The 18,027-nt window shown below is 64.2% G+C and carries 14 protein-coding genes; 10 read left to right on the top strand and 4 right to left on the bottom strand.

What is annotated here, in order from left to right; all coding sequences use genetic code 11:
* Positions 1-218: 218 nt before the first annotated feature.
* From NKI32_RS20670 to glcF, 3 genes are all read left to right on the top strand, one after another.
* Entirely contained in the window at positions 219-1,715 is a 1,497-nt protein-coding gene (locus NKI32_RS20670) for an FAD-linked oxidase C-terminal domain-containing protein (protein ID WP_353003407.1), read from the top strand.
* Positions 1,716-1,932: 217 nt separating this feature from the next.
* Positions 1,933-3,144, top strand: a complete 1,212-nt coding sequence (locus NKI32_RS20665; protein WP_353003405.1) for an FAD-binding protein — start codon at positions 1,933-1,935, stop codon at positions 3,142-3,144.
* A gap of 4 nt (positions 3,145-3,148) precedes the next feature.
* On the top strand, positions 3,149-4,474 hold the full coding sequence (gene glcF / locus NKI32_RS20660) for a glycolate oxidase subunit GlcF (protein WP_353003403.1): 1,326 nt from the start codon (positions 3,149-3,151) through the stop codon (positions 4,472-4,474).
* 4 nt (positions 4,475-4,478) lie between these two features.
* Here the strand turns inward: glcF and NKI32_RS20655 are convergent, their stop codons facing one another.
* Both NKI32_RS20655 and NKI32_RS20650 read right to left on the bottom strand, forming a co-directional pair.
* Positions 4,479-5,399: a bifunctional 5,10-methylenetetrahydrofolate dehydrogenase/5,10-methenyltetrahydrofolate cyclohydrolase gene (locus NKI32_RS20655; RefSeq protein WP_352759046.1), complete on the bottom strand. Its 921-nt coding sequence runs from the start codon at positions 5,397-5,399 to the stop codon at positions 4,479-4,481.
* 270 nt (positions 5,400-5,669) lie between these two features.
* A complete protein-coding gene (locus NKI32_RS20650) occupies positions 5,670-6,413 on the bottom strand; it encodes a L,D-transpeptidase (RefSeq protein WP_352498900.1) in 744 nt (247 codons plus the stop codon).
* A gap of 209 nt (positions 6,414-6,622) precedes the next feature.
* Here NKI32_RS20650 and NKI32_RS20645 point away from each other — a divergent pair, with 209 nt between their 5' ends.
* Complete coding sequence (locus tag NKI32_RS20645) at positions 6,623-7,261, top strand: DNA-3-methyladenine glycosylase I (RefSeq protein WP_023740498.1); 639 nt, start codon at positions 6,623-6,625, stop codon at positions 7,259-7,261.
* A 127-nt stretch (positions 7,262-7,388) separates the two neighbouring features.
* On the opposite strand, the gene NKI32_RS20640 is transcribed toward NKI32_RS20645, so the two are convergent.
* On the bottom strand, positions 7,389-7,631 hold the full coding sequence (locus tag NKI32_RS20640; RefSeq protein ID WP_023740499.1) for a hypothetical protein: 243 nt from the start codon (positions 7,629-7,631) through the stop codon (positions 7,389-7,391).
* Positions 7,632-7,833: 202 nt separating this feature from the next.
* Between NKI32_RS20640 and hisS the strand changes: the two genes are divergently transcribed.
* The 5 genes from hisS (at position 7,834) to NKI32_RS20615 (ending at position 14,523) form a co-directional block, all read left to right on the top strand.
* Positions 7,834-9,339, top strand: coding sequence for a histidine--tRNA ligase (hisS, locus tag NKI32_RS20635; RefSeq protein WP_353003400.1), 1,506 nt, complete (start codon positions 7,834-7,836; stop codon positions 9,337-9,339).
* 172 nt (positions 9,340-9,511) lie between these two features.
* Complete coding sequence (locus NKI32_RS20630) at positions 9,512-10,633, top strand: ATP phosphoribosyltransferase regulatory subunit (protein ID WP_023704467.1); 1,122 nt, start codon at positions 9,512-9,514, stop codon at positions 10,631-10,633.
* On the top strand, positions 10,630-11,331 hold the full coding sequence (gene hisG, locus NKI32_RS20625) for an ATP phosphoribosyltransferase (protein WP_023701298.1): 702 nt from the start codon (positions 10,630-10,632) through the stop codon (positions 11,329-11,331). The genes NKI32_RS20630 and hisG overlap by 4 nt, the downstream gene beginning before the upstream one ends.
* Before the next feature lie 231 nt (positions 11,332-11,562).
* Positions 11,563-13,323 (top strand): AMP-binding protein, encoded by a 1,761-nt coding sequence (locus NKI32_RS20620; protein ID WP_353003398.1) that lies wholly within the window; start codon positions 11,563-11,565, stop codon positions 13,321-13,323.
* A 96-nt stretch (positions 13,324-13,419) separates the two neighbouring features.
* Positions 13,420-14,523, top strand: coding sequence for a calcium:cation antiporter (locus tag NKI32_RS20615; RefSeq protein WP_353003396.1), 1,104 nt, complete (start codon positions 13,420-13,422; stop codon positions 14,521-14,523).
* A 107-nt stretch (positions 14,524-14,630) separates the two neighbouring features.
* On the opposite strand, the gene NKI32_RS20610 is transcribed toward NKI32_RS20615, so the two are convergent.
* On the bottom strand, positions 14,631-15,539 hold the full coding sequence (locus NKI32_RS20610; protein ID WP_353003394.1) for a hydrogen peroxide-inducible genes activator: 909 nt from the start codon (positions 15,537-15,539) through the stop codon (positions 14,631-14,633).
* A gap of 140 nt (positions 15,540-15,679) precedes the next feature.
* Between NKI32_RS20610 and katG the strand changes: the two genes are divergently transcribed.
* Positions 15,680-17,875 (top strand): catalase/peroxidase HPI, encoded by a 2,196-nt coding sequence (gene katG / locus NKI32_RS20605; RefSeq protein ID WP_023738280.1) that lies wholly within the window; start codon positions 15,680-15,682, stop codon positions 17,873-17,875.
* Positions 17,876-18,027: the final 152 nt, after the last annotated feature.

The following is an 18,027-nucleotide window of genomic DNA, read 5'->3' as shown; positions in this document are numbered from 1 at the left end:
CATAGCGGATCGGGGTGGGGGTGCTCGTAAAGAGCTTTCGTCGCGCGGACCCCCACCCCGCTCACTGCGTTCGCGACCCTCCCCACAAGGGGGAGGGTGAATAGCGGCAGATTGCCGCTGCGGAAGGCGGGCAGTACGCTCTTTGCCCGACGCGGTGTTTGCAACATCCGAATGTAATTGGTAAAAGATTTTTACCAGCCAAGCGGAGAACGCCGCCGATGTCCGGCCTTGTCATGCCCAAGCCAGACGACGCCACTATGCGAAGGCGGGCGGAGATCGTCGCCGACATGCGCATCATCGTGCCGGGCGAGGGCGTCGTCGACGCCACCAATGAGATGCGCGCCTTCGAAAGCGACGGCCTCACCGCCTACCGGCAATTGCCGCTGGTCGTGGTGCTGCCGGAAACGGTGGCGCAGGTGTCGCGCATCTTGAAATACTGCAACGACCGCAACATCCGTGTCGTGCCGCGCGGCTCCGGAACCTCGTTGTCGGGCGGCGCGCTGCCGCTCGAGGATGCCGTGCTGCTGGTCATGAGCCGCTTCAACCGCATCCTTGCCATCGACTATCCCGACCGCATCGTCGTCGCTCAGCCAGGCGTTACCAATCTTGGCATCACCATTGCCGTCGAGCAGGAGGGCTTTTACTACGCCCCTGACCCATCCTCCCAGATCGCGTGCTCGATTGGCGGCAATGTCGCGGAAAATTCCGGCGGCGTGCACTGCCTGAAATACGGCCTGACCGCCAACAATGTGCTCGGCATCGAGATGGTGCTGATGAACGGCGAGGTGGTGCGCCTGGGCGGCAATCATCTGGACTCGGAAGGCTATGATCTCCTCGGCGTCATGACGGGGTCCGAAGGCCTGCTCGGCGTCGTCACCGAGGTCACCGTGCGCATCCTGAAAAAGCCGGAGACGGCCCGCGCTCTGCTGATCGGCTTTCCGACCAGCGAGCAGGGCGGCCAATGCGTCGCCGACATCATCGGCGCCGGCATTATCCCTGGCGGCATGGAGATGATGGACCGGCCGGCGATCCATGCCGCGGAAGATTTCGTCCACGCCGGCTATCCCCTTGATGTCGAGGCGCTGCTGATCGTCGAACTCGACGGGCCGGGCGTCGAGGTCGATCACCTGATCGGTCTCGTCGAAGCGATCGCCTACAGGAACGGCTCCACCACCTGCCGCATCTCGCAATCCGAACAGGAGCGGCTGAGTTTCTGGGCCGGCCGCAAGGCGGCCTTCCCGGCGGTCGGCCGCATCTCACCCGACTATTACTGCATGGATGGCACCATCCCGCGCAAGGAATTGCCGCGTGTGCTCGCCGGCATGCGCGAACTGTCGGGAAAATACGGCCTTGGCGTCGCCAATGTCTTCCACGCCGGCGACGGCAATCTGCATCCGCTGATCCTCTACGACGCCAACGTGCCGGGCGAACTCGACAAGGCGGAAAGTTTTGGCGCCGACATCTTGCGGCTCTGCGTCAAGGTCGGCGGCGTCTTGACCGGCGAGCACGGCGTCGGCGTCGAGAAGCGCGACTTGATGCCTGAAATGTTCAACCAGATCGACCTCGACCAACAAATGCGCGTCAAATGCGCCTTCGATCCCAACCATCTGCTCAACCCGGGAAAAGTGTTCCCGCAACTGCGCCGCTGCGCGGAGCTTGGACGCATGCATGTGCATCGCGGCCAGGTGGCGTTTCCGGACATTCCGAGGTTTTGATGGGGGCGGAATGTCTCACGTCGGCGATCCTTCGCGCCCCCCTCTGTCCTGCCGGACATCTCCCCCACTTGGGGGGAGATCACCAGTCATCTCTGCCTTCGCCAATATTCGACGTTGCTAGAGAGGCGCGGTCGCCAAAGCTGCTAATCTCCCCCCAAGTGGGGGAGATGTCCGGCAGGACAGAGGGGGGCGCGAAGGAACTCGACCCATCTTCGCCATGACGACCTTCACCCCCACCACATCGGCCGAGATCCTCTCCACCGTCCAATGGGCGGCGGCGGAAGAGTCACCTTTGGAAATCATCGGCCACGGCTCCAAGCGCGGCATCGGCCGGCCACAGCAGAGCGAACACACGCTCGATCTTTCGAAGCTCACCGGCGTCACGCTCTACGAGCCGGCCGAGTTGGTACTGTCGGCCAAGGCCGGCACGCCGCTTTCCGAGATCGAAAACCTGCTCGCCGAAAGCGGCCAGCAACTCGCCTTCGAACCGATGGATTACGGTCCTTTACTCGGCGGCGAGCCCGGCAAGGGCACGATCGGCAGCGTGCTCGCCGCGAACCTGTCCGGCCCGCGCCGGCTGAAGGCGGGGGGTGCACGAGACCATATTCTGGGAATCAATGCGGTTGCCGGACGCGGCGAGGCCTTCAAGTCCGGCGGCCGCGTCGTCAAGAATGTCACCGGCTACGATCTGTCGAAGCTGATGGCCAACAGCTGGGGCATGCTGGCCGTGTTCACCGATGTCACCTTCAAGGTGCTGCCGGCGGCCGAGACCGAGGTGACGCTTGCCATGCGCGGCCTACTCGACGATGCCGCCTCTGCCGCCATGGCGCTGGCGCTCGGCTCCAGCGCCGAAGTGTCGAGCGCGGCCCATCTGCCCGAACGCATCGCCGCGCGCGTTGCCGGGGGCAGTCTAGGCACTGACGCTGCAACGCTGCTGCGCGTCGAAGGGTTTGGCCCATCGGTCGCCTATCGCATTGAGGCGCTGAAGACCCTGCTGAAAAATGCCGGCCCGCTGCAGGAGATCGCAGGTGAGACATCGCATACCCTCTGGCGTGACATAAGGGACTGCACGCCACTCGCCGACCGTAGCGAAAAGCCGGTCTGGCGCGTTTCGATGGCGCCGTCTCAGGCTCACCAGATGGTGCTGACGCTGCGCATGCAGATCGGCGTCAGTGCCTTCTACGACTGGCAGGGTGGGCTGGTCTGGCTGCGCATGGAGGAGGGCGATCCCGAGGCCGCCCTGCTGCGCGGGCTGATCAAAAAGCACGGCGGCGGCCACGCGACGCTGGTGCGCGCCACCCCTTCGCATCGCACCGCCGTTCCGGTGTTCGAGCCGCAGGCACCGCATAAGGCCGCATTGTCGGCGCGGCTCAAGGCCGAGTTCGATCCCAAGTCCATCCTCAATCCCGGCCGCATGGCCCAAGGCTAAGATAATGCAAACTAACTTCTCCCTTGCCCAGCTCGCCGATCCCCATGTCGCGGAATCGGAGAAGATCCTGCGCAAATGCGTGCATTGCGGCTTCTGCACCGCCACTTGCCCGACCTATGTGACATTGGGCAACGAGCTGGATTCGCCACGCGGGCGCATCTATCTCATCAAGGACATGCTGGAGAACGGCCGCCCGGCCGACAAGCAGATCGTCACCCATATCGACCGCTGCCTGTCCTGCCTGGCCTGCATGACCACCTGCCCGTCGGGCGTCAATTACATGCATCTGGTCGACCATGCCCGCGCCCATATCGAGGAAACTTACAAGCGGCCGCTGCTCGACCGGCTCACCCGCGCCATGCTGGCCTTCGTGCTGCCCTATCCCGCGCGCTTTCGCGCCGCGCTGAAATTGGCGAGACTGGGCAAGCCATTCATCGGCCTGTTCGAAAGGCTGCCGGCCCTGAGGCCGCTGGGCGCGATGCTGAAGCTGGCACCGGCCTCGATCCCGACGGTCTCGCCAATGGCCTCTTCCGGCATTCATGCCGGGCAGGGGACGAAGAGAGGCCGCGTCGCCATCCTCACCGGCTGCGCCCAATCGGTACTCGACCCCGCCATCAACGAGACGACGATTGCATTGCTGACCAGGCTTGGCGTCGAGGTCGTGGTGCCGCAGGGCGAAGCCTGCTGTGGCGCGCTGGTCCATCATATGGGCCGCGAGGCAGCAGCCCTTGCCTCGGCCCGGCAGAATGTCGATGCGTGGACGCGTGCCATCGACCAGGGCGGGCTCGATGCCATCGTCATCACCGCGTCCGGCTGCGGCACAACGATCAAGGACTACGGCTTCATGCTGCGCCTCGATCCGGCCTATGCCGACAAGGCCGCGCGGGTCTCGGCGCTGGCCAGGGACATTACCGAATATCTCGCAAGCCTCGACCTGCCCGAGCCGGTGCGCAAACCCGGCACCGTCGTCGCCTATCACTCCGCCTGCTCGATCCAGCACGGCCAGAAGATCACCCGCCAGCCGAAGGAATTGCTCGCCAGGGCCGGCTTCGTCGTGCGCGAACCGCGCGAGGGGCATCTGTGCTGCGGCTCCGCCGGTACCTACAACATCCTGCAGCCGGAGATTTCCGCAAGGTTGCGTGACCGCAAGGTGAAGAACATCGAGGCGACCGACGCCGAAATCGTCGCCACCGGCAACATCGGCTGCATCACCCAGATCGCTTCCGCCGCGAAGCTGCCGGTGGTGCACACGATCAAGCTGCTCGACTGGGCCTATGGTGGTCCGAAGCCGGAGGGCGTCTCCGAAGGAAACCTGGTCGCCGCCGAGTAAGCAGCTATTCCGCTGCCAGCCGGTCCACCACGCCATACGTCGCCTGGTAGCGCGCGCGCTGGCGGCTGAGAGCTACCATTGTGTTGCGCAGCAGGATCGCCACGGTGATCGGACCGACGCCGCCGGGCACCGGCGTGATCCAGGACGCGACTTCCTTCACGCTCTCGGTGTCGACGTCGCCGACGATGCGGCTCGTGCCGTCCGGGCCGATCTCGGAATTGATGCCGATGTCGATGACGGCCGCACCGGGCTTCACCATGTCGGCCTTGATCAGCCTGGGCTTGCCGACGGCGACGAACAGTGCGTCGGCGCGGCGCGCATGGGCGGCCACCGAGCGCGTCATGTGATGGCACACCGTCACCGTTGCGCCTTCGCCCATCAGCAGGAAGGCAATCGGCTTGCCGACGATCTCGGAATGGCCGACGACGACGACTTCGAGCCCCTTGAGGTCGAGGCCGGTTACCTTGAGCAGCTCGACCGAGGCCGCAGCCGTGCAAGGCGCGAGGTCGAGCTGATTGTAGACGATATTGCCGATCGACGCCGGATGCATGCCCTCGACGTCCTTCAGTGGATGCACCGCCGCTTGCAGCGTCTTGATCGGGATATGCGCCGGCACCGGCCGCTGGATGATGATGCCGGTGACGCGCGGGTCGGCGTTCAGGCCGTGGATCGCCGCCTCGAGTTCGCCGGCGCTGATGTCGGCGGGGAACCGCCGCTCCTCGAAACCGATGCCGGCAAGGGCGGCCTTGGCGCGCTGGTTGCGCACATAGACATCGACGGCAGCGGTATCGCCGACGGTGATCGACACCAGCTTGGGCGGAAAACCTTCGGCGGTGGCGATGGCGGCATCCTCGCGCACGGATGCCATGATGCGCTGGGCGACCGGGCCGCCCCGGAGATAGCGGCTATCGTCTGGCGGAGACATGGCTGAACCTTTGCAGCGAGTTTGGCGCAGGGGAGTTTGGCCGTCCCTATAGCAGGGGAAATGCGGCAAGGCAGCGTGAAAGCGAACCGTCATCCCCCTGGCGCGACGTTCTGGCGCAGCCTGGCTCAGCTATAGCCGCAAAGAGAAAGGGCAGCGCGGTTTCCCGGGCTGCCCTTTCCTGACTGGCCGCATCCCCACACGGCCCGTCCCCCGTAAACTCTTCCCGATCCTGAAGGTCTAACCTTCTGGACCAGATGATTCGGTAGCCGACTATATCACGACCACGGTCGTTCCAACATTGACCCTCTCGTAAAGGTCAACCACGTCCTCGTTGCGCATGCGGATGCAGCCGGAAGACACCGAGCCGCCGATGGTCCATGGCTGGTTGGTGCCGTGGATGCGGTATTCCGTCGTGCCGAGATAGAGCGCGCGGGCGCCAAGCGGGTTTTCCTCGCCGCCGGCCAGATAGGTCGGGAGGTAGCGGCCCTTGGCGGCCTCGCGCTTGATCATCTCCGCTGGCGGGCGCCAGTCCGGCCAGACGCGCTTGTTGGTGATCTTGTGCGTGCCAGACCATTCGAAGCCAGGCTTGCCGGTGCCGACGCCATAGCGCCGCGCCTTGCCGTTCTTCTCGACCAGGAACAGGAAGTTCTGCGTCGTATCGATGACGATCGTGCCCGGCTTCTGTGGGCCGTCATAGGCGACTTCCTGCGGCAGATAGAGCGGATTGATCTGCGGCCGCATCACCACGCGCTTGACCGGCGCCTGCACGGAAGCAGTGCGAACCCGATCGGGTCGCGCCGGCTGCGCATAGCGAACGCGCGGCTGTTGGACCACCTGTCGGCTCTGCCGCACGATGCCGGGCGCCCGGCCAAGCTGCAGCACCCAGGGTGCGGAAAGGTCGGGGCTCACCATCACCGGCGGCCTTTCGGCATAGCGGTCGTTGGCGGCAGACGAGGTGACGCCGGCGGCCAGAATGGCCACGGCGCCGAGCACGGAACGCAAAAAGATCTTCATCGGAACGCACCTTGATCGTCGAACGGACGGAGGCGGAACTTGCCCCCGGTTGCGCGATCCTTGGCGCGAAGCGGCAACCGAAACATGAATCGGAATGCGTAAAATGCCGCTTTGTCAGTAAACCTTTTGGTGTGGTTACCGCCGGGTTCAGGAATCTGGTAAAGCCGCGGTAAATGCAGCGCGAAAGCGCGTTAACGGATGGATCGGCCATGGCGCAAGACAACACCGGACTGCTTACCGGCTCCGACGGGATCACGCGCTGCTTCTGGCACGGCAATCTGCCGGACTATCTGCACTACCACGACCATGAATGGGGCCGGCCGGTCGCCGACGACCGCAGGCTGTTCGAAAAAATCTGCTTGGAAGGCTTTCAGTCCGGCCTGTCCTGGCTGACCATTCTGCGCAAGCGCGAGAATTTCCGCGAGGCCTTCGCCGGTTTCGACTTCGACAAGGTCGCCGCCTTCACCGACGAGGATGTCGAGCGCTTGGTCGCCAATGCCGGCATCATCCGTCACCGCGGCAAGATCGTCTCGACCATCAACAACGCCAAACGGGCGTGCGAAATGGTCGACGAGTTCGGTTCGCTGGCCGCCTGGTTCTGGAAGTTCGAGCCGGGGCCGGAGGAGCGGCCGGCGGTGGTGGACATGGCGCATCTACGCGCCAACCCGACGACAGCGGTCTCGATCAGGATTTCGAAGGAGTTGAAAAAGCGCGGCTGGAGCTTTGTCGGACCGACGACGGTTTATGCCTTCATGCAAGCGATGGGTCTGGTCAACGACCATCTCGAGGGGTGTGTTTGCCGGGAGCAGGTGGAGAAGGAACGCAAGGCCTTTAAGAGGCCGAAGTAGGGCGCTGTCCCCCTACCTCCCCCTTGTGGGGAGGTCGCGCCGAAGGCGCGGGTGGGGGTATCTTGGCGCCGCACCCCCACCCCGACGCTACGCGTCGACCCTCCCCACAAGGGGGAGGGTAAGGAACTCACGTCCCGCTGGCGCCAGTCAGGAACAATCCCGCCACAATCGCCGCCAGTGCCGCAAAGGCCGGATAAATCACCAGCAATCCGGTCATCAGCGCCTCGCGTATGGTGGAACCCTTGCGCTCGTCGGCGGTGACCTCAAACGGACCGGGGCTCGCCGTCACCGGCGCACGGTTCTCGGCCGGCCGCAACCGGACTTCATGCAAGCCGTCGTCTCTGATGTCGAACTTGTGTGCGGCAGTCATGGCCCAACCCTTTGTTTCGGCGCGCTTATCGGCTCTGATTGTGTCGGCACGATGCCGCGCCGATGGCGGAATTGTTTCCTTTCGGTGCGTTTTGTTTCGAAGGAGAAGGAAAGAGCGCAAACCCTTGCCGCACCAAGCCGCTTCGGTTAGGACACGCCCACTCCAAACAAGTCATCGATTACTAAGCGAAAAGACCCATCCCATGGCCGACAAATCGGAAAAGACGAAAGCGCGGCTGCCGCGCGGCTTTGCCGACCGCAGCGCCGACGATATCCGCGCCGTCGAGAAGATGATGGCGACGATCCGTTCGGTCTATGAGCTCTGCGGTTTCGAGCCGGCCGACCAGCCGCTGATCGAATACACCGATGCGCTCGGCAAGTTCCTGCCCGACCAGGACCGGCCTAATGAGGGCGTATTTTCTTTCCAGGACGATGACGAGCAGTGGCTGTCGCTGCGCTACGATTTGACTGCGCCGACAGCGCGCTACGTCGCCGAGAATTTTGAGAAGCTGCCGAAACCCTATCGCAGCTACCGCTCCGGCTGGGTGTTCCGCAACGAAAAGCCCGGCCCGGGCCGCTTCCGCCAGTTCATGCAGTTCGACGCCGACACGATCGGTACGCCGGGCGTCGCAGCCGACGCCGAGATGGCCATGATGATGGCCGACGTGATGCAAGCGCTCGGCATCAAGCGCGGCGACTACGTCATTCGCGTCAACAACCGCAAGGTGCTTGACGGCGTGCTGGAGGCGATCGGCCTTGGCGGTGACAACAATGCCGGCCGCCGGCTGACCGTGCTGCGCGCCATCGACAAGCTGGACAAGCTCGGGCCGGAAAGCGTGAAGCTTCTGCTTGGGCCGGGCCGATGGGATGGCGGCAAGGAAGGCGAGGGCGACTTCGCCAAGGGCGCTGGTTTGGACGACGGGCAAGCTGAAGCAGTTCTTCTCGCCACGGCAAGGAACGCACAGGTCGACCAGGTTTCCATAGCGAGCTCGAACTCGACTTACCAAGAAGGCGTCGGCGAGCTCGCGACGATTGAAGCCCTGGTCAGGGCGGCCGGATATGGCGAAGATCGCATCGCCATGGACCGCTCCGTCGTGCGCGGCCTCGAATACTACACCGGCCCGGTCTTCGAAGCCGAATTGCTCGCCGAAATCCCCAACGAAGACGGCCAGATCGTGCGCTTCGGTTCGGTCGGCGGTGGCGGCCGCTATGACGGGCTGGTCTCGCGCTTCCGTGGCGAGCCGGTGCCGGCGACCGGCTTTTCGATCGGCGTCTCCCGCCTGATGACGGCGCTGAAGAACCTCGGCGAGCTGGACACCACCGATGTCATCGCGCCGGTCGTCGTGCTGGTGATGGACAAGGATACGGAAAGCCTCGGTCGCTACCAGAAGATGGTGGCCGATCTGCGCGCGGCCGGCATCCGCTCCGAAATGTATCTCGGCGGCGCCGGCATGAAGGCGCAGCTGAAATACGCCGACCGCCGCGGTAGCCCGGTCGCGATCATCCAGGGCGGCGATGAGCGCGCCAAGGGCGAGTTGCAGATCAAGGATCTGATCGAAGGCGCGCGCATGTCCGCTGAAATCGCCGACAACGCTGAATGGCGGGCTGCCCGCCCGGCGCAGGTGACGGTGGCGGAGGGAGAGCTGGTCGCCGAGGTGAGGAAGATTTTGGCGGTGCAGGCCGCTGACCGTGCGAAGGGTGGCGCTTGAACGCCCCCCTCTGGCCTGCCGGCCATCTCCCCCTCAAGGGGGGAGATTGGATGTCGCGCATGGTTTCGCCAATCTCCGGCGTTGAAGAAGAGGCGCTGCGCTCCGAGCTGCCAATCTCCCCCCTTGAGGGGGAGATGGCCGGCAGGCCAGAGGGGGGTGCCTCGCGCCACGCATGACCTCCCGCTATCCCGCCATCGCATCCGAAATCACCAAGCTCTTCGCCACCCGCAACACCCATGCGGTTGAGGTCGCGGTGCTGCAGCCGGCCGACCCATTCCTCGATATGGCCGGCGAGGATCTGCGCCGCCGCATCTTTCTCACCGAAAGCGAGACCGGCAAGACGCTGTGTCTGCGGCCCGAATTCACCATCCCCGTCTGCCTCGACCACATCGCCTCGCAGGCCGGCACGCCGCGCCGCTATTCCTATCTCGGCGAAGTGTTCCGCCAGCGCCGCGAGGGCGGCAACGAGTTCTTTCAGGCCGGCATCGAGGATCTCGGCGACCGCGATACAGCCGAGGCCGATGCGCGTTCGCTGGCCGATGCGCACGCGCTGCTGCAGCTGGTGCTGCCGGCGCAACCTCTTGCGATCACGCTCGGCGACCAGACCATCTTCGAGGCGGTGCTGGCAGCACTCGGCTTGCCGCGCGGCTGGCGCATGCGGCTTGCGCGCGCCTTCGGCTCGGCGCCGATGCTGCAGGCAGCACTCGCCGATCTCGCCAACCCGCCGCGCAACGGTCAGCTTGACGGCGATGTCGCGGCCCTTGTGCTCGATGGCGATCTCGAAGCGCTTTCCGCCCACATCGCCGGCGGCATGGAAGGGGCCGGCCTGTCGGGCTCCGGCGGGCGCGCGCCGGCGGACATTGCCCGGCGGCTGATCGAAAAGGCCGAACTGCGCAGCGTGCGGTTGTCGAACGAAGCGTTTGCGGCGCTCAGGGATTTTCTCGCCATCGACGTGCCGCTCGACGGCGCGAGTGCTGCGCTCGAAAGTTTTGCGGCCTCTGCCGGGCTTTCGCTGGGCGCGGCGCTGGAAAAATTCGCCGCCCGCGCCAAAGCCATCGAGGCACATGGCCTGCCTGCAAAGACGATCCGCTACGACGCTGCCTTCGGCCGTCCGCTGGATTACTACACCGGCATCGTCTTCGAGATCGCAGCACTTGGTGGCGAGCGGCCGCTGGCCGGCGGCGGTCGCTACGACCGGCTGCTGACCCTGCTCGGCGCCAAGACGCCGATCCCCGGCGTCGGCTTCTCCGTCTGGCTCGACCGCATCGAAGCGCTGCGGGGAGAGCCGCAATGATCACGCTGGCGATCCCATCGAAAGGCCGGCTCAAGGAGCAGGCCTTGGAGGTACTGGCCAGGGCCGGGCTTGCCGTCAGCCTGCCCGGCGATGAGCGCCAGTACCGCGCCCGCATCGACGGCACTGAGGGCATCGAGGTGGCGTTCCTGTCGGCGTCCGAAATCGCCGGCGAGATTGGGCAAGGTTCGGTCGACCTCGGCATTACCGGCGAGGATCTGCTGCGCGAAAACCTCGCCGACTGGGAAGCGCGCGCCGAAATCGTCGCTCGCCTCGGCTTCGGCCATGCCGATGTCGTGGTCGCGGTGCCCGGCATCTGGCTCGACGTCGATACCATGGCCGATCTCGACGATGTCGCCGCCGATTTCCGCCAGCGCCACGGCAGGCGGCTGAGGATCGCAACCAAATACTGGCGGCTGACGCAACAATTCTTCTCGCAAAAGCACGGCATCCAGGTTTACCGCATCGTCGAAAGCCTCGGCGCTACCGAAGGCGCGCCGGCGGCAGGCCTTGCCGATGTCATCGTCGACATCACCACCACCGGCTCGACCCTACGCGCCAACCATCTCAAGGTGCTGGCCGATGGGGTTGTGCTGAAGTCGCAGGCCTGCCTCGTGGCTGCCAGGAAAGATCGTGCTGCTGCGGATGAGGCGCTAGTGCGGGAAATAGCCGCGAAGATGAGCGCGCTCCCTCCCCCTTGAGGGGAGGGTGGACAGCCGCCAAAGGCGGATGGACGGGTGGGGTCGCTCCGGCAGTGCTCGACGCGAGACGACCCAAGCCGGGTCGACCGTGAGCAAGGAAGTCGAGCACTTCGCCGAGGACCCCACCCGCCTCGCTTCGCGAGGCACCCTCCCCTCGAGGGGGAGGGGAACCGCCTGTACTTTCCACCACCCCATCAGGCTGCTAGGCTCACTCATCGGGAGGAAACGGCGATGGCGATTAATCTCGACGAGCTCAAGAACGCCACCAATCTGCGCGGGCGCGGCAGGGCGTTCATCGCTCCGCTCGACGGCCGGGCACATGTGTCGGGCGACCGTTCGGTGCCGCTGCTCGACAAGACGATCCCTCAGCTTTTCTCCGACACGGTCGGCAGATACGCCACGCAGGATGCTGCCGTCTTCGTCGGCCAGGACAAGCGCTTCACCTGGAGCGAATTGTCGGACACGGTCGATACGCTCGCCGCCGGCTTCCTGGCGCTCGGCCTCGAAAAAGGCGACCGTGTCGGCATCTGGTCGCCCAACCGCTGGGAATGGCTGGTCACCCAATTCGCCACCGCTCGCATCGGCCTGATCCTGGTCAACATCAACCCGGCCTACCGGCTGACCGAGCTCGAATATGCCCTCAACAAGGTCGGCTGCAAGGCGCTGGTCACCGCCGCCAGTTTCAAGACCTCCGACTATCTCGGCATGATCGAGACGCTGGCGCCGGAGCTCGCCAAGGCCACCCCCGGCAAGCTCAAGGCGCAGAAATTGCCGGCGCTGAAGATCGTCATCCGCATGGGCGATGACAACTCGCCCGGCATGTTCAATTTCGCCGACGTGCTGTCGATGGCCGGCCGTGACGAGCATGACAGCCTCGACCGCATCTCCGAAGGGCTGAAGCCGGGCGAAGCCATCAACATCCAGTTCACATCAGGCACGACGGGCGCGCCCAAGGGCGCGACGCTGACCCACACCAACATCGTCAACAACGGCAATTTCGTCACCGCGGCAATCAGGCTCACCGTCGACGACCGGCTCTGCATCCCGGTGCCGCTCTATCACTGCTTCGGCATGTCGATGGGCACGATGGGCTGCGTCACCAAGGGCGCGACCATGGTTTTCCCGGGCGAGGGTTTTGACGCCGGCGCCACGCTGAAGGCGGTGGCGCAGGAACGCTGCACCGGCCTCTACGGCGTACCGACCATGTTCGTCGCCATGCTCGACCATGCGGATTTCGCCAGCTTCGATCTCTCCAGCCTGCGCACCGGCATCATGGCGGGCTCACCATGCCCGATCGAGGTGATGAAGAAGGTGGTGACGCTGATGCATATGGAAGAGGTGACCATCGCCTACGGCATGACCGAGACCAGCCCGGTCTCGTTCCAGAGCAGCGTCGACGATCCGCTGGAAAAACGCGTCTCCACTGTCGGCCGCATCCATCCGCATGTCGAGGTCAAGGCCATCGACGCCGACGGCGCCACCGTCGCGGTCGGCGCGCCGGGCGAGCTTTGCACACGCGGCTATTCCGTGATGAAGGGTTATTGGGACGACGCGGAAAAAACCCGCGAGGCGATCGACAGCGATGGCTGGATGCACACCGGTGATCTCGCCACCATCGACTCCCAGGGCTATTGCAACATTGTCGGCCGGGTCAAGGACATGGTCATCCGCGGCGGCGAAAACGTCTATCCCAGAGAGGTCGAGGAATTTCTCTATCGCCATCCCAAGGTCAAGGAGGTGCAGGTGTTCGGTATTCCCGACGCCAAATATGGCGAGGAGCTGTGCGCCTGGATCGTGCTGAAGCCCAACCAGATCGCCACCGAGCAGGAGATCAAGAATTTCTGCGCCGGCCAGATCGCCCATTACAAAATCCCCCGCTACATCCGCTTCCGCACCGAACTGCCCATGACGGTGACGGGAAAACCGCAGAAGTTTCTGATGCGCGAGGCGATGGTGGAGGAACTGGGGCTGGTGGTGCAGAAGACGGCTTGAAGGTTGAACGCCGGGGGACGGGACTGCCCGGCTTCGAAACGACACTGGGGTGCTCGACAGGCTTCCGCAAGGTTCGCCGAACGCATTGGGGCTTGAATGACTGGTTTCGCACGATCAGCGACTTCCTATGCGATGCCTTTGGCCGCGCTGGCACTAGCCGTTGCGGTCAGAGTCAGCGGGCTATCGGTGGACGAAGGTTCGCCGAGCGTCAGGATTCTCGTCGGAGCGCTCTCGAGTGCGATCATGTTCATCACTATTTTCGTGGTGCTCGATCACGCCGAGGCGGTGGCCCACCGTGTGGGGGAGCCTTACGGCACATTGGTGCTGACTTTTGCCGTGACGGCAATCGAAGTGTCGATTATCGTTTCCATGATGCTGCATGGAGAGAACAACCCCACGCTTGCACGTGAATCCGTCTTCTCGACGGTGATGATTGCCTCCACCGGCGTTGTCGGAATGTGTCTCACGTTTGGCGGCTGGCGGCATCGCAAGCAGGCAATTGTCCGGCAAGGGACCAGCGCATATCTGGCGGTTCTGGCCGCACTGACCGTCATGACGCTTATCCTGCCGACCTACACGCGGACCACCGATCCCGGCACATTTTCGGCAGCTCAGCTTGGCCTGGTAAGCGTTCTTTCCGTGCTGCTCTATGCAAGCTTTGTGTTCGCGCAGACAATCCGGCATCGGGACGATTTCATCGAAGGACTGGCACACGACCTTTCGGCGCGAACCGCCCCTCACAAAAGCATCTCTTCCAGCGCTCTGCTCCTGGTAATCGGACTGATCGGAATTGTCATGCTCGCCGAGCAGGTCGCCGCAAGTGTTGAAAATGCGCTCGTTGCTTACCAGGTGACCCAGGCTGACAGCATTGTGGGGGCAATGATCGCGGGTCTGGTTTTGATGCCGGAAGCCATTTCGGCGGTTCGCGCTTCACTCAACAATGAGCTGCAGCGCGGCCTGAATGTCGCAATGGGTTCGGCTTGCGCCACGATTGGTTTGACGATACCTGCGGTCGCAGCAGCCAGCCTGCTTACGGGACGAGGGTTGACCCTGGGGCTCCCGGAAGCTGACGCAGTACTTTTGGTTTTAGCGCTTTTCATATGCGGCGTAAGCTTTAGCAACGAAAGGACGACCTTCCTGACCGGAATCGTCCATGCCGTTGTATTTTTTACGTATGTTTTTCTGGTATTTATCCCTTGAGGCTTTGGTGCGGTCTGGCGACCAGCCATCAATGCGGGTATTCGCGAACGCGCCTGATTTGAGTTTCTTTTCGGGGTTCCCAAGGCGACATCCAAGACCCAAACGACTCACACCCCCAGCACCGCCGCATCCAACCCCCGAATGATCTTCGCCAACTCGACGCATTCATCATGCCGCACCTTGTTGCGGCGCCAGGCGAGGCAGATCGTGCGTTGCGGCATTGGCTCCTGGAACGGCACGATCTTGAGGTCCGGCATGGCGCTGGCCGGCCTTGCCGCCATTTCGGGGATGAGCGTGACGCCGAGACCATGCGCCACCATCTGCAGCAGCGTCGTCAGGCTGGTGGCGCCGTAGCTTGCCATTGCCACCGGGCGCACGCTGCCGCACAGGGCCAGCGCCTGTTCGCGCAGGCAGTGGCCTTCCTCCAAAAGCATCAACCGCTCCAGCGCCAGGCTTTCCGGCGGCACCGGTGGCGAGGCGAAGGCTGGATCTCCGGCTGGCACGGCGAGGAAGAAGCGGTCGGCGAACAGTTCCTCGGTGACCAGGCCCGGCTGGTCGAGCGGCAGCGCGGCAATGAAGGCGTCGAGCCGTCCGCTTGCCGTGTCCTCGACCAGTGATGCGGTGACTGCTTCGCGCAGTTCGAGCTGCAGGGACGGAAAATGCCGTTTCAGTTCCGGGAGCACATGCGGCAAAAGATACGGCGCCACGGTCGGGATGATGCCTAGCCGGAAGCGGCCTTCCATGGCCGGGCGGCCGCGCCGGGCCGTCGTCTCGACGTCGCTGATATCGCGCAGGATGCGCTCGATGCGTGGCAGCAGCGCTTGCGTCTCTTCCGTCATCCGCACCGTCTTGCCGCCGCGCTCGAACAGCCGGCAGTTCAGCCTTTGCTCCATCTCGGCGATCTGCGCGGACAGCGCCGGCTGGCTGACGCCGGCGAGTTTTGCGGCGCGGCCGAAATGCAGCGTTTGCGCCAAAGCCTCGAAATATTGCATCTGCCGCACGGTCAAGCCAATCATAAGGAAAACCTATCGCAACAAACAGGAAAGGCAATTTGTTTTTATCGAAGAGACGGCTTAGTCTGGAACCATTCCAGAGTGGCGCGGCTCCCGGCCGGCCCGGAAAAAACAACACATAAATCAGCAATTCGGAGGCCAAGATGGACGCGATGACCGACGACAACAGCGCCGGCAAATGCCCGGTCGCGCATGGAACCTCCGCCAGGACCAACCGCGACTGGTGGCCGAACCAGCTCGACATCGGCGTTCTCCACCAGCAGTCGAGCCTTTCGGACCCGATGGGCGAAGCTTTCGACTACGCCGCGGAGTTCAAGACGCTCGACCTCGACGCGGTGATCGAGGATTTGCACAAGGTGATGACGGATTCGCAGGATTGGTGGCCGGCCGATTTCGGCCATTACGGGCCGCTGTTCATCCGCATGGCCTGGCACAGCGCCGGCACCTATCGCATCGGCGACGGCCGGGGTGGCGCCGGTGCGGGCCAGCAGCGTTTCGCGCCGCTGAACAGCTGGCCGGACAACGCCAATCTCGACAAGGCGCGCCGGCTTTTGTGGCCGGTCAAGCAGAAATACGGCCGCAAGATCTCCTGGGCCGACCTGTTGATTCTCACCGGCAACGTCGCGCTGGAATCGATGGGCTTCAAGACCTTTGGCTTTGCCGGTGGCCGCGCCGATGTCTGGGAGCCCGAGCAGGATGTCGACTGGGGTTCGGAAACCAAGTGGCTCGACGACAAGCGCTATTCCGGCGACCGTGAGCTGCACGGCCATCTCGGCGCGGTGCAGATGGGCCTGATCTACGTCAACCCGGAAGGGCCGAACGGCAAGCCGGATCCGCTGGCCTCGGCCCGCGACATCCGCGAGACCTTCGCGCGCATGGCAATGAACGATGAGGAAACCGTGGCGCTGATCGCCGGCGGCCACACATTCGGCAAGACCCATGGGGCCGGTGATGCAGCACTTGTCGGCGCCGAGCCGGAAGGCGCGGGCATCGAGGCGCAGGGCCTCGGCTGGTCGAGCAAGCATGCCACCGGCATTGCCGGCGATGCGATCACGTCCGGCCTCGAAGTTACCTGGACGACGACGCCGACCCAGTGGAGCAGTAACTTCTTCGACAATCTCTTCAACTTCGAATGGGAGCTGACCAAGAGCCCGGCCGGGGCCCATCAGTGGACGCCGAAGGGCGGCTCTGGCGCGGTTACGGTGCCGGACGCGCACAATCCCTCGAAGCGTCATGCGCCGGCAATGCTGACCACCGACCTCGCGCTGCGGGCCGACCCGGCCTATGAGAAGATCTCGCGCCGCTTCCATGAGCATCCGGAGCAGTTCGCCGATGCCTTCGCCCGTGCCTGGTACAAGCTCACCCATCGCGACATGGGGCCGGTCGTGCGGTATCTCGGCCCGTTGGTGCCGAAGGAAGAGCTGATCTGGCAGGATCCGGTTCCGGCCGTCGACCATGAGCTGGTCAGCGACCAGGACATTGCATTGCTGAAGGCCAAGATCCTGGCTTCGGGCCTCAGCGTTTCGCAATTGGTCTCGACCGCCTGGGCCTCGGCCTCGACCTTCCGCAACTCCGACAAGCGCGGCGGCGCCAATGGCGCGCGCATTCGCCTGGCGCCGCAGAAGGACTGGGAGGTCAACCAGCCTGTCGAACTGGCTACCGTGCTGGCGGAGCTCGAAGCCATCCAGAACGAGTTCAACGCAAGCGGCAAGAAGGTCTCGCTGGCCGACCTCATCGTGCTCGGCGGCGTCGCCGCGGTCGAGAAAGCCGCAACGGATGGCGGCAATGCGGTGAAGGTCCCCTTCACGCCCGGCCGCACCGACGCCTCGCAGGCGCAGACCGACGTCCATTCCTTTGCGGCGCTCGAGCCGAAAATTGACGGCTTCCGCAACTATGTCAGGGGCAAACCGCCGATGTCGGTCGAAGCCATGCTGGTCGACCGGGCGCAACTGCTCAACCTGACGGCGCCGGAGATGACGGTGCTGGTTGGTGGCCTGCGCGTGCTCGGCGCCAACACCGGCGGCTCGAAGCATGGTGTGTTGACCGACAGGCCGGGCACGCTGACGAACGACTTCTTCGTCAACCTGCTCTCGATGAGCACCATCTGGGATCCGGCCTCCGAGCCCGGCTCGCATGAGGTCTACGAAGCACGCGACCGCAAGACCAGGGCAGTCAGGTGGACCGCCACACGCGCCGACCTGATCTTCGGCTCGCATGCGCAGCTGCGCGCGCTGGCCGAGGTCTACGGGTCGGCGGATGCCGGGCAGAAATTCGTTGGCGATTTCGTCAAGGCGTGGACCAAGGTGATGAACGCCGACCGTTTCGACATCGCTGCCTGATACAACCTCCCAAACGAAGGGGGCGGGGCGCGGCCCCCGCCCCGGGGTATAGCAAGCGTGGAAAAAAAGAAGATTTTAAGGGGGGGGGTTATAAACAAAAGGGACAGGCGCCCCTCGGACGGCGGTAGATAGAGGGTGGGGGGGGGGGAGTT

The sequence above is a fragment of the Mesorhizobium sp. M0761 genome (genome assembly GCF_040320205.1).
In the GTDB taxonomy this organism is placed as follows: Bacteria; Pseudomonadota; Alphaproteobacteria; order Rhizobiales; family Rhizobiaceae; genus Mesorhizobium.
Note: the sequence above shows the minus strand (reverse complement) of the source record. Positions and strands in the feature narration are given on the sequence as shown.

What these genes read in the sequence shown, in the direction of transcription:
- NKI32_RS20650 (WP_352498900.1), bottom strand. Translation starts at nt 6,413, where the DNA reads ATGAAGATCTTTTTGCGTTCCGTGCTCGGCGCCGTGGCCATTCTGGCC.
- NKI32_RS20610 (WP_353003394.1), bottom strand. Translation starts at nt 15,539, where the DNA reads ATGATTGGCTTGACCGTGCGGCAGATGCAATATTTCGAGGCTTTGGCG.
- NKI32_RS20615 (WP_353003396.1), top strand. Translation starts at nt 13,420, where the DNA reads ATGACTGGTTTCGCACGATCAGCGACTTCCTATGCGATGCCTTTGGCC.
- NKI32_RS20655 (WP_352759046.1), bottom strand. Translation starts at nt 5,399, where the DNA reads ATGTCTCCGCCAGACGATAGCCGCTATCTCCGGGGCGGCCCGGTCGCC.
- NKI32_RS20645 (WP_023740498.1), top strand. Translation starts at nt 6,623, where the DNA reads ATGGCGCAAGACAACACCGGACTGCTTACCGGCTCCGACGGGATCACG.
- NKI32_RS20670 (WP_353003407.1), top strand. Translation starts at nt 219, where the DNA reads ATGTCCGGCCTTGTCATGCCCAAGCCAGACGACGCCACTATGCGAAGG.
- hisG (WP_023701298.1), top strand. Translation starts at nt 10,630, where the DNA reads ATGATCACGCTGGCGATCCCATCGAAAGGCCGGCTCAAGGAGCAGGCC.
- NKI32_RS20630 (WP_023704467.1), top strand. Translation starts at nt 9,512, where the DNA reads ATGACCTCCCGCTATCCCGCCATCGCATCCGAAATCACCAAGCTCTTC.
- NKI32_RS20665 (WP_353003405.1), top strand. Translation starts at nt 1,933, where the DNA reads ATGACGACCTTCACCCCCACCACATCGGCCGAGATCCTCTCCACCGTC.
- NKI32_RS20620 (WP_353003398.1), top strand. Translation starts at nt 11,563, where the DNA reads ATGGCGATTAATCTCGACGAGCTCAAGAACGCCACCAATCTGCGCGGG.
- NKI32_RS20640 (WP_023740499.1), bottom strand. Translation starts at nt 7,631, where the DNA reads ATGACTGCCGCACACAAGTTCGACATCAGAGACGACGGCTTGCATGAA.
- hisS (WP_353003400.1), top strand. Translation starts at nt 7,834, where the DNA reads ATGGCCGACAAATCGGAAAAGACGAAAGCGCGGCTGCCGCGCGGCTTT.
- katG (WP_023738280.1), top strand. Translation starts at nt 15,680, where the DNA reads ATGGACGCGATGACCGACGACAACAGCGCCGGCAAATGCCCGGTCGCG.
- glcF (WP_353003403.1), top strand. Translation starts at nt 3,149, where the DNA reads ATGCAAACTAACTTCTCCCTTGCCCAGCTCGCCGATCCCCATGTCGCG.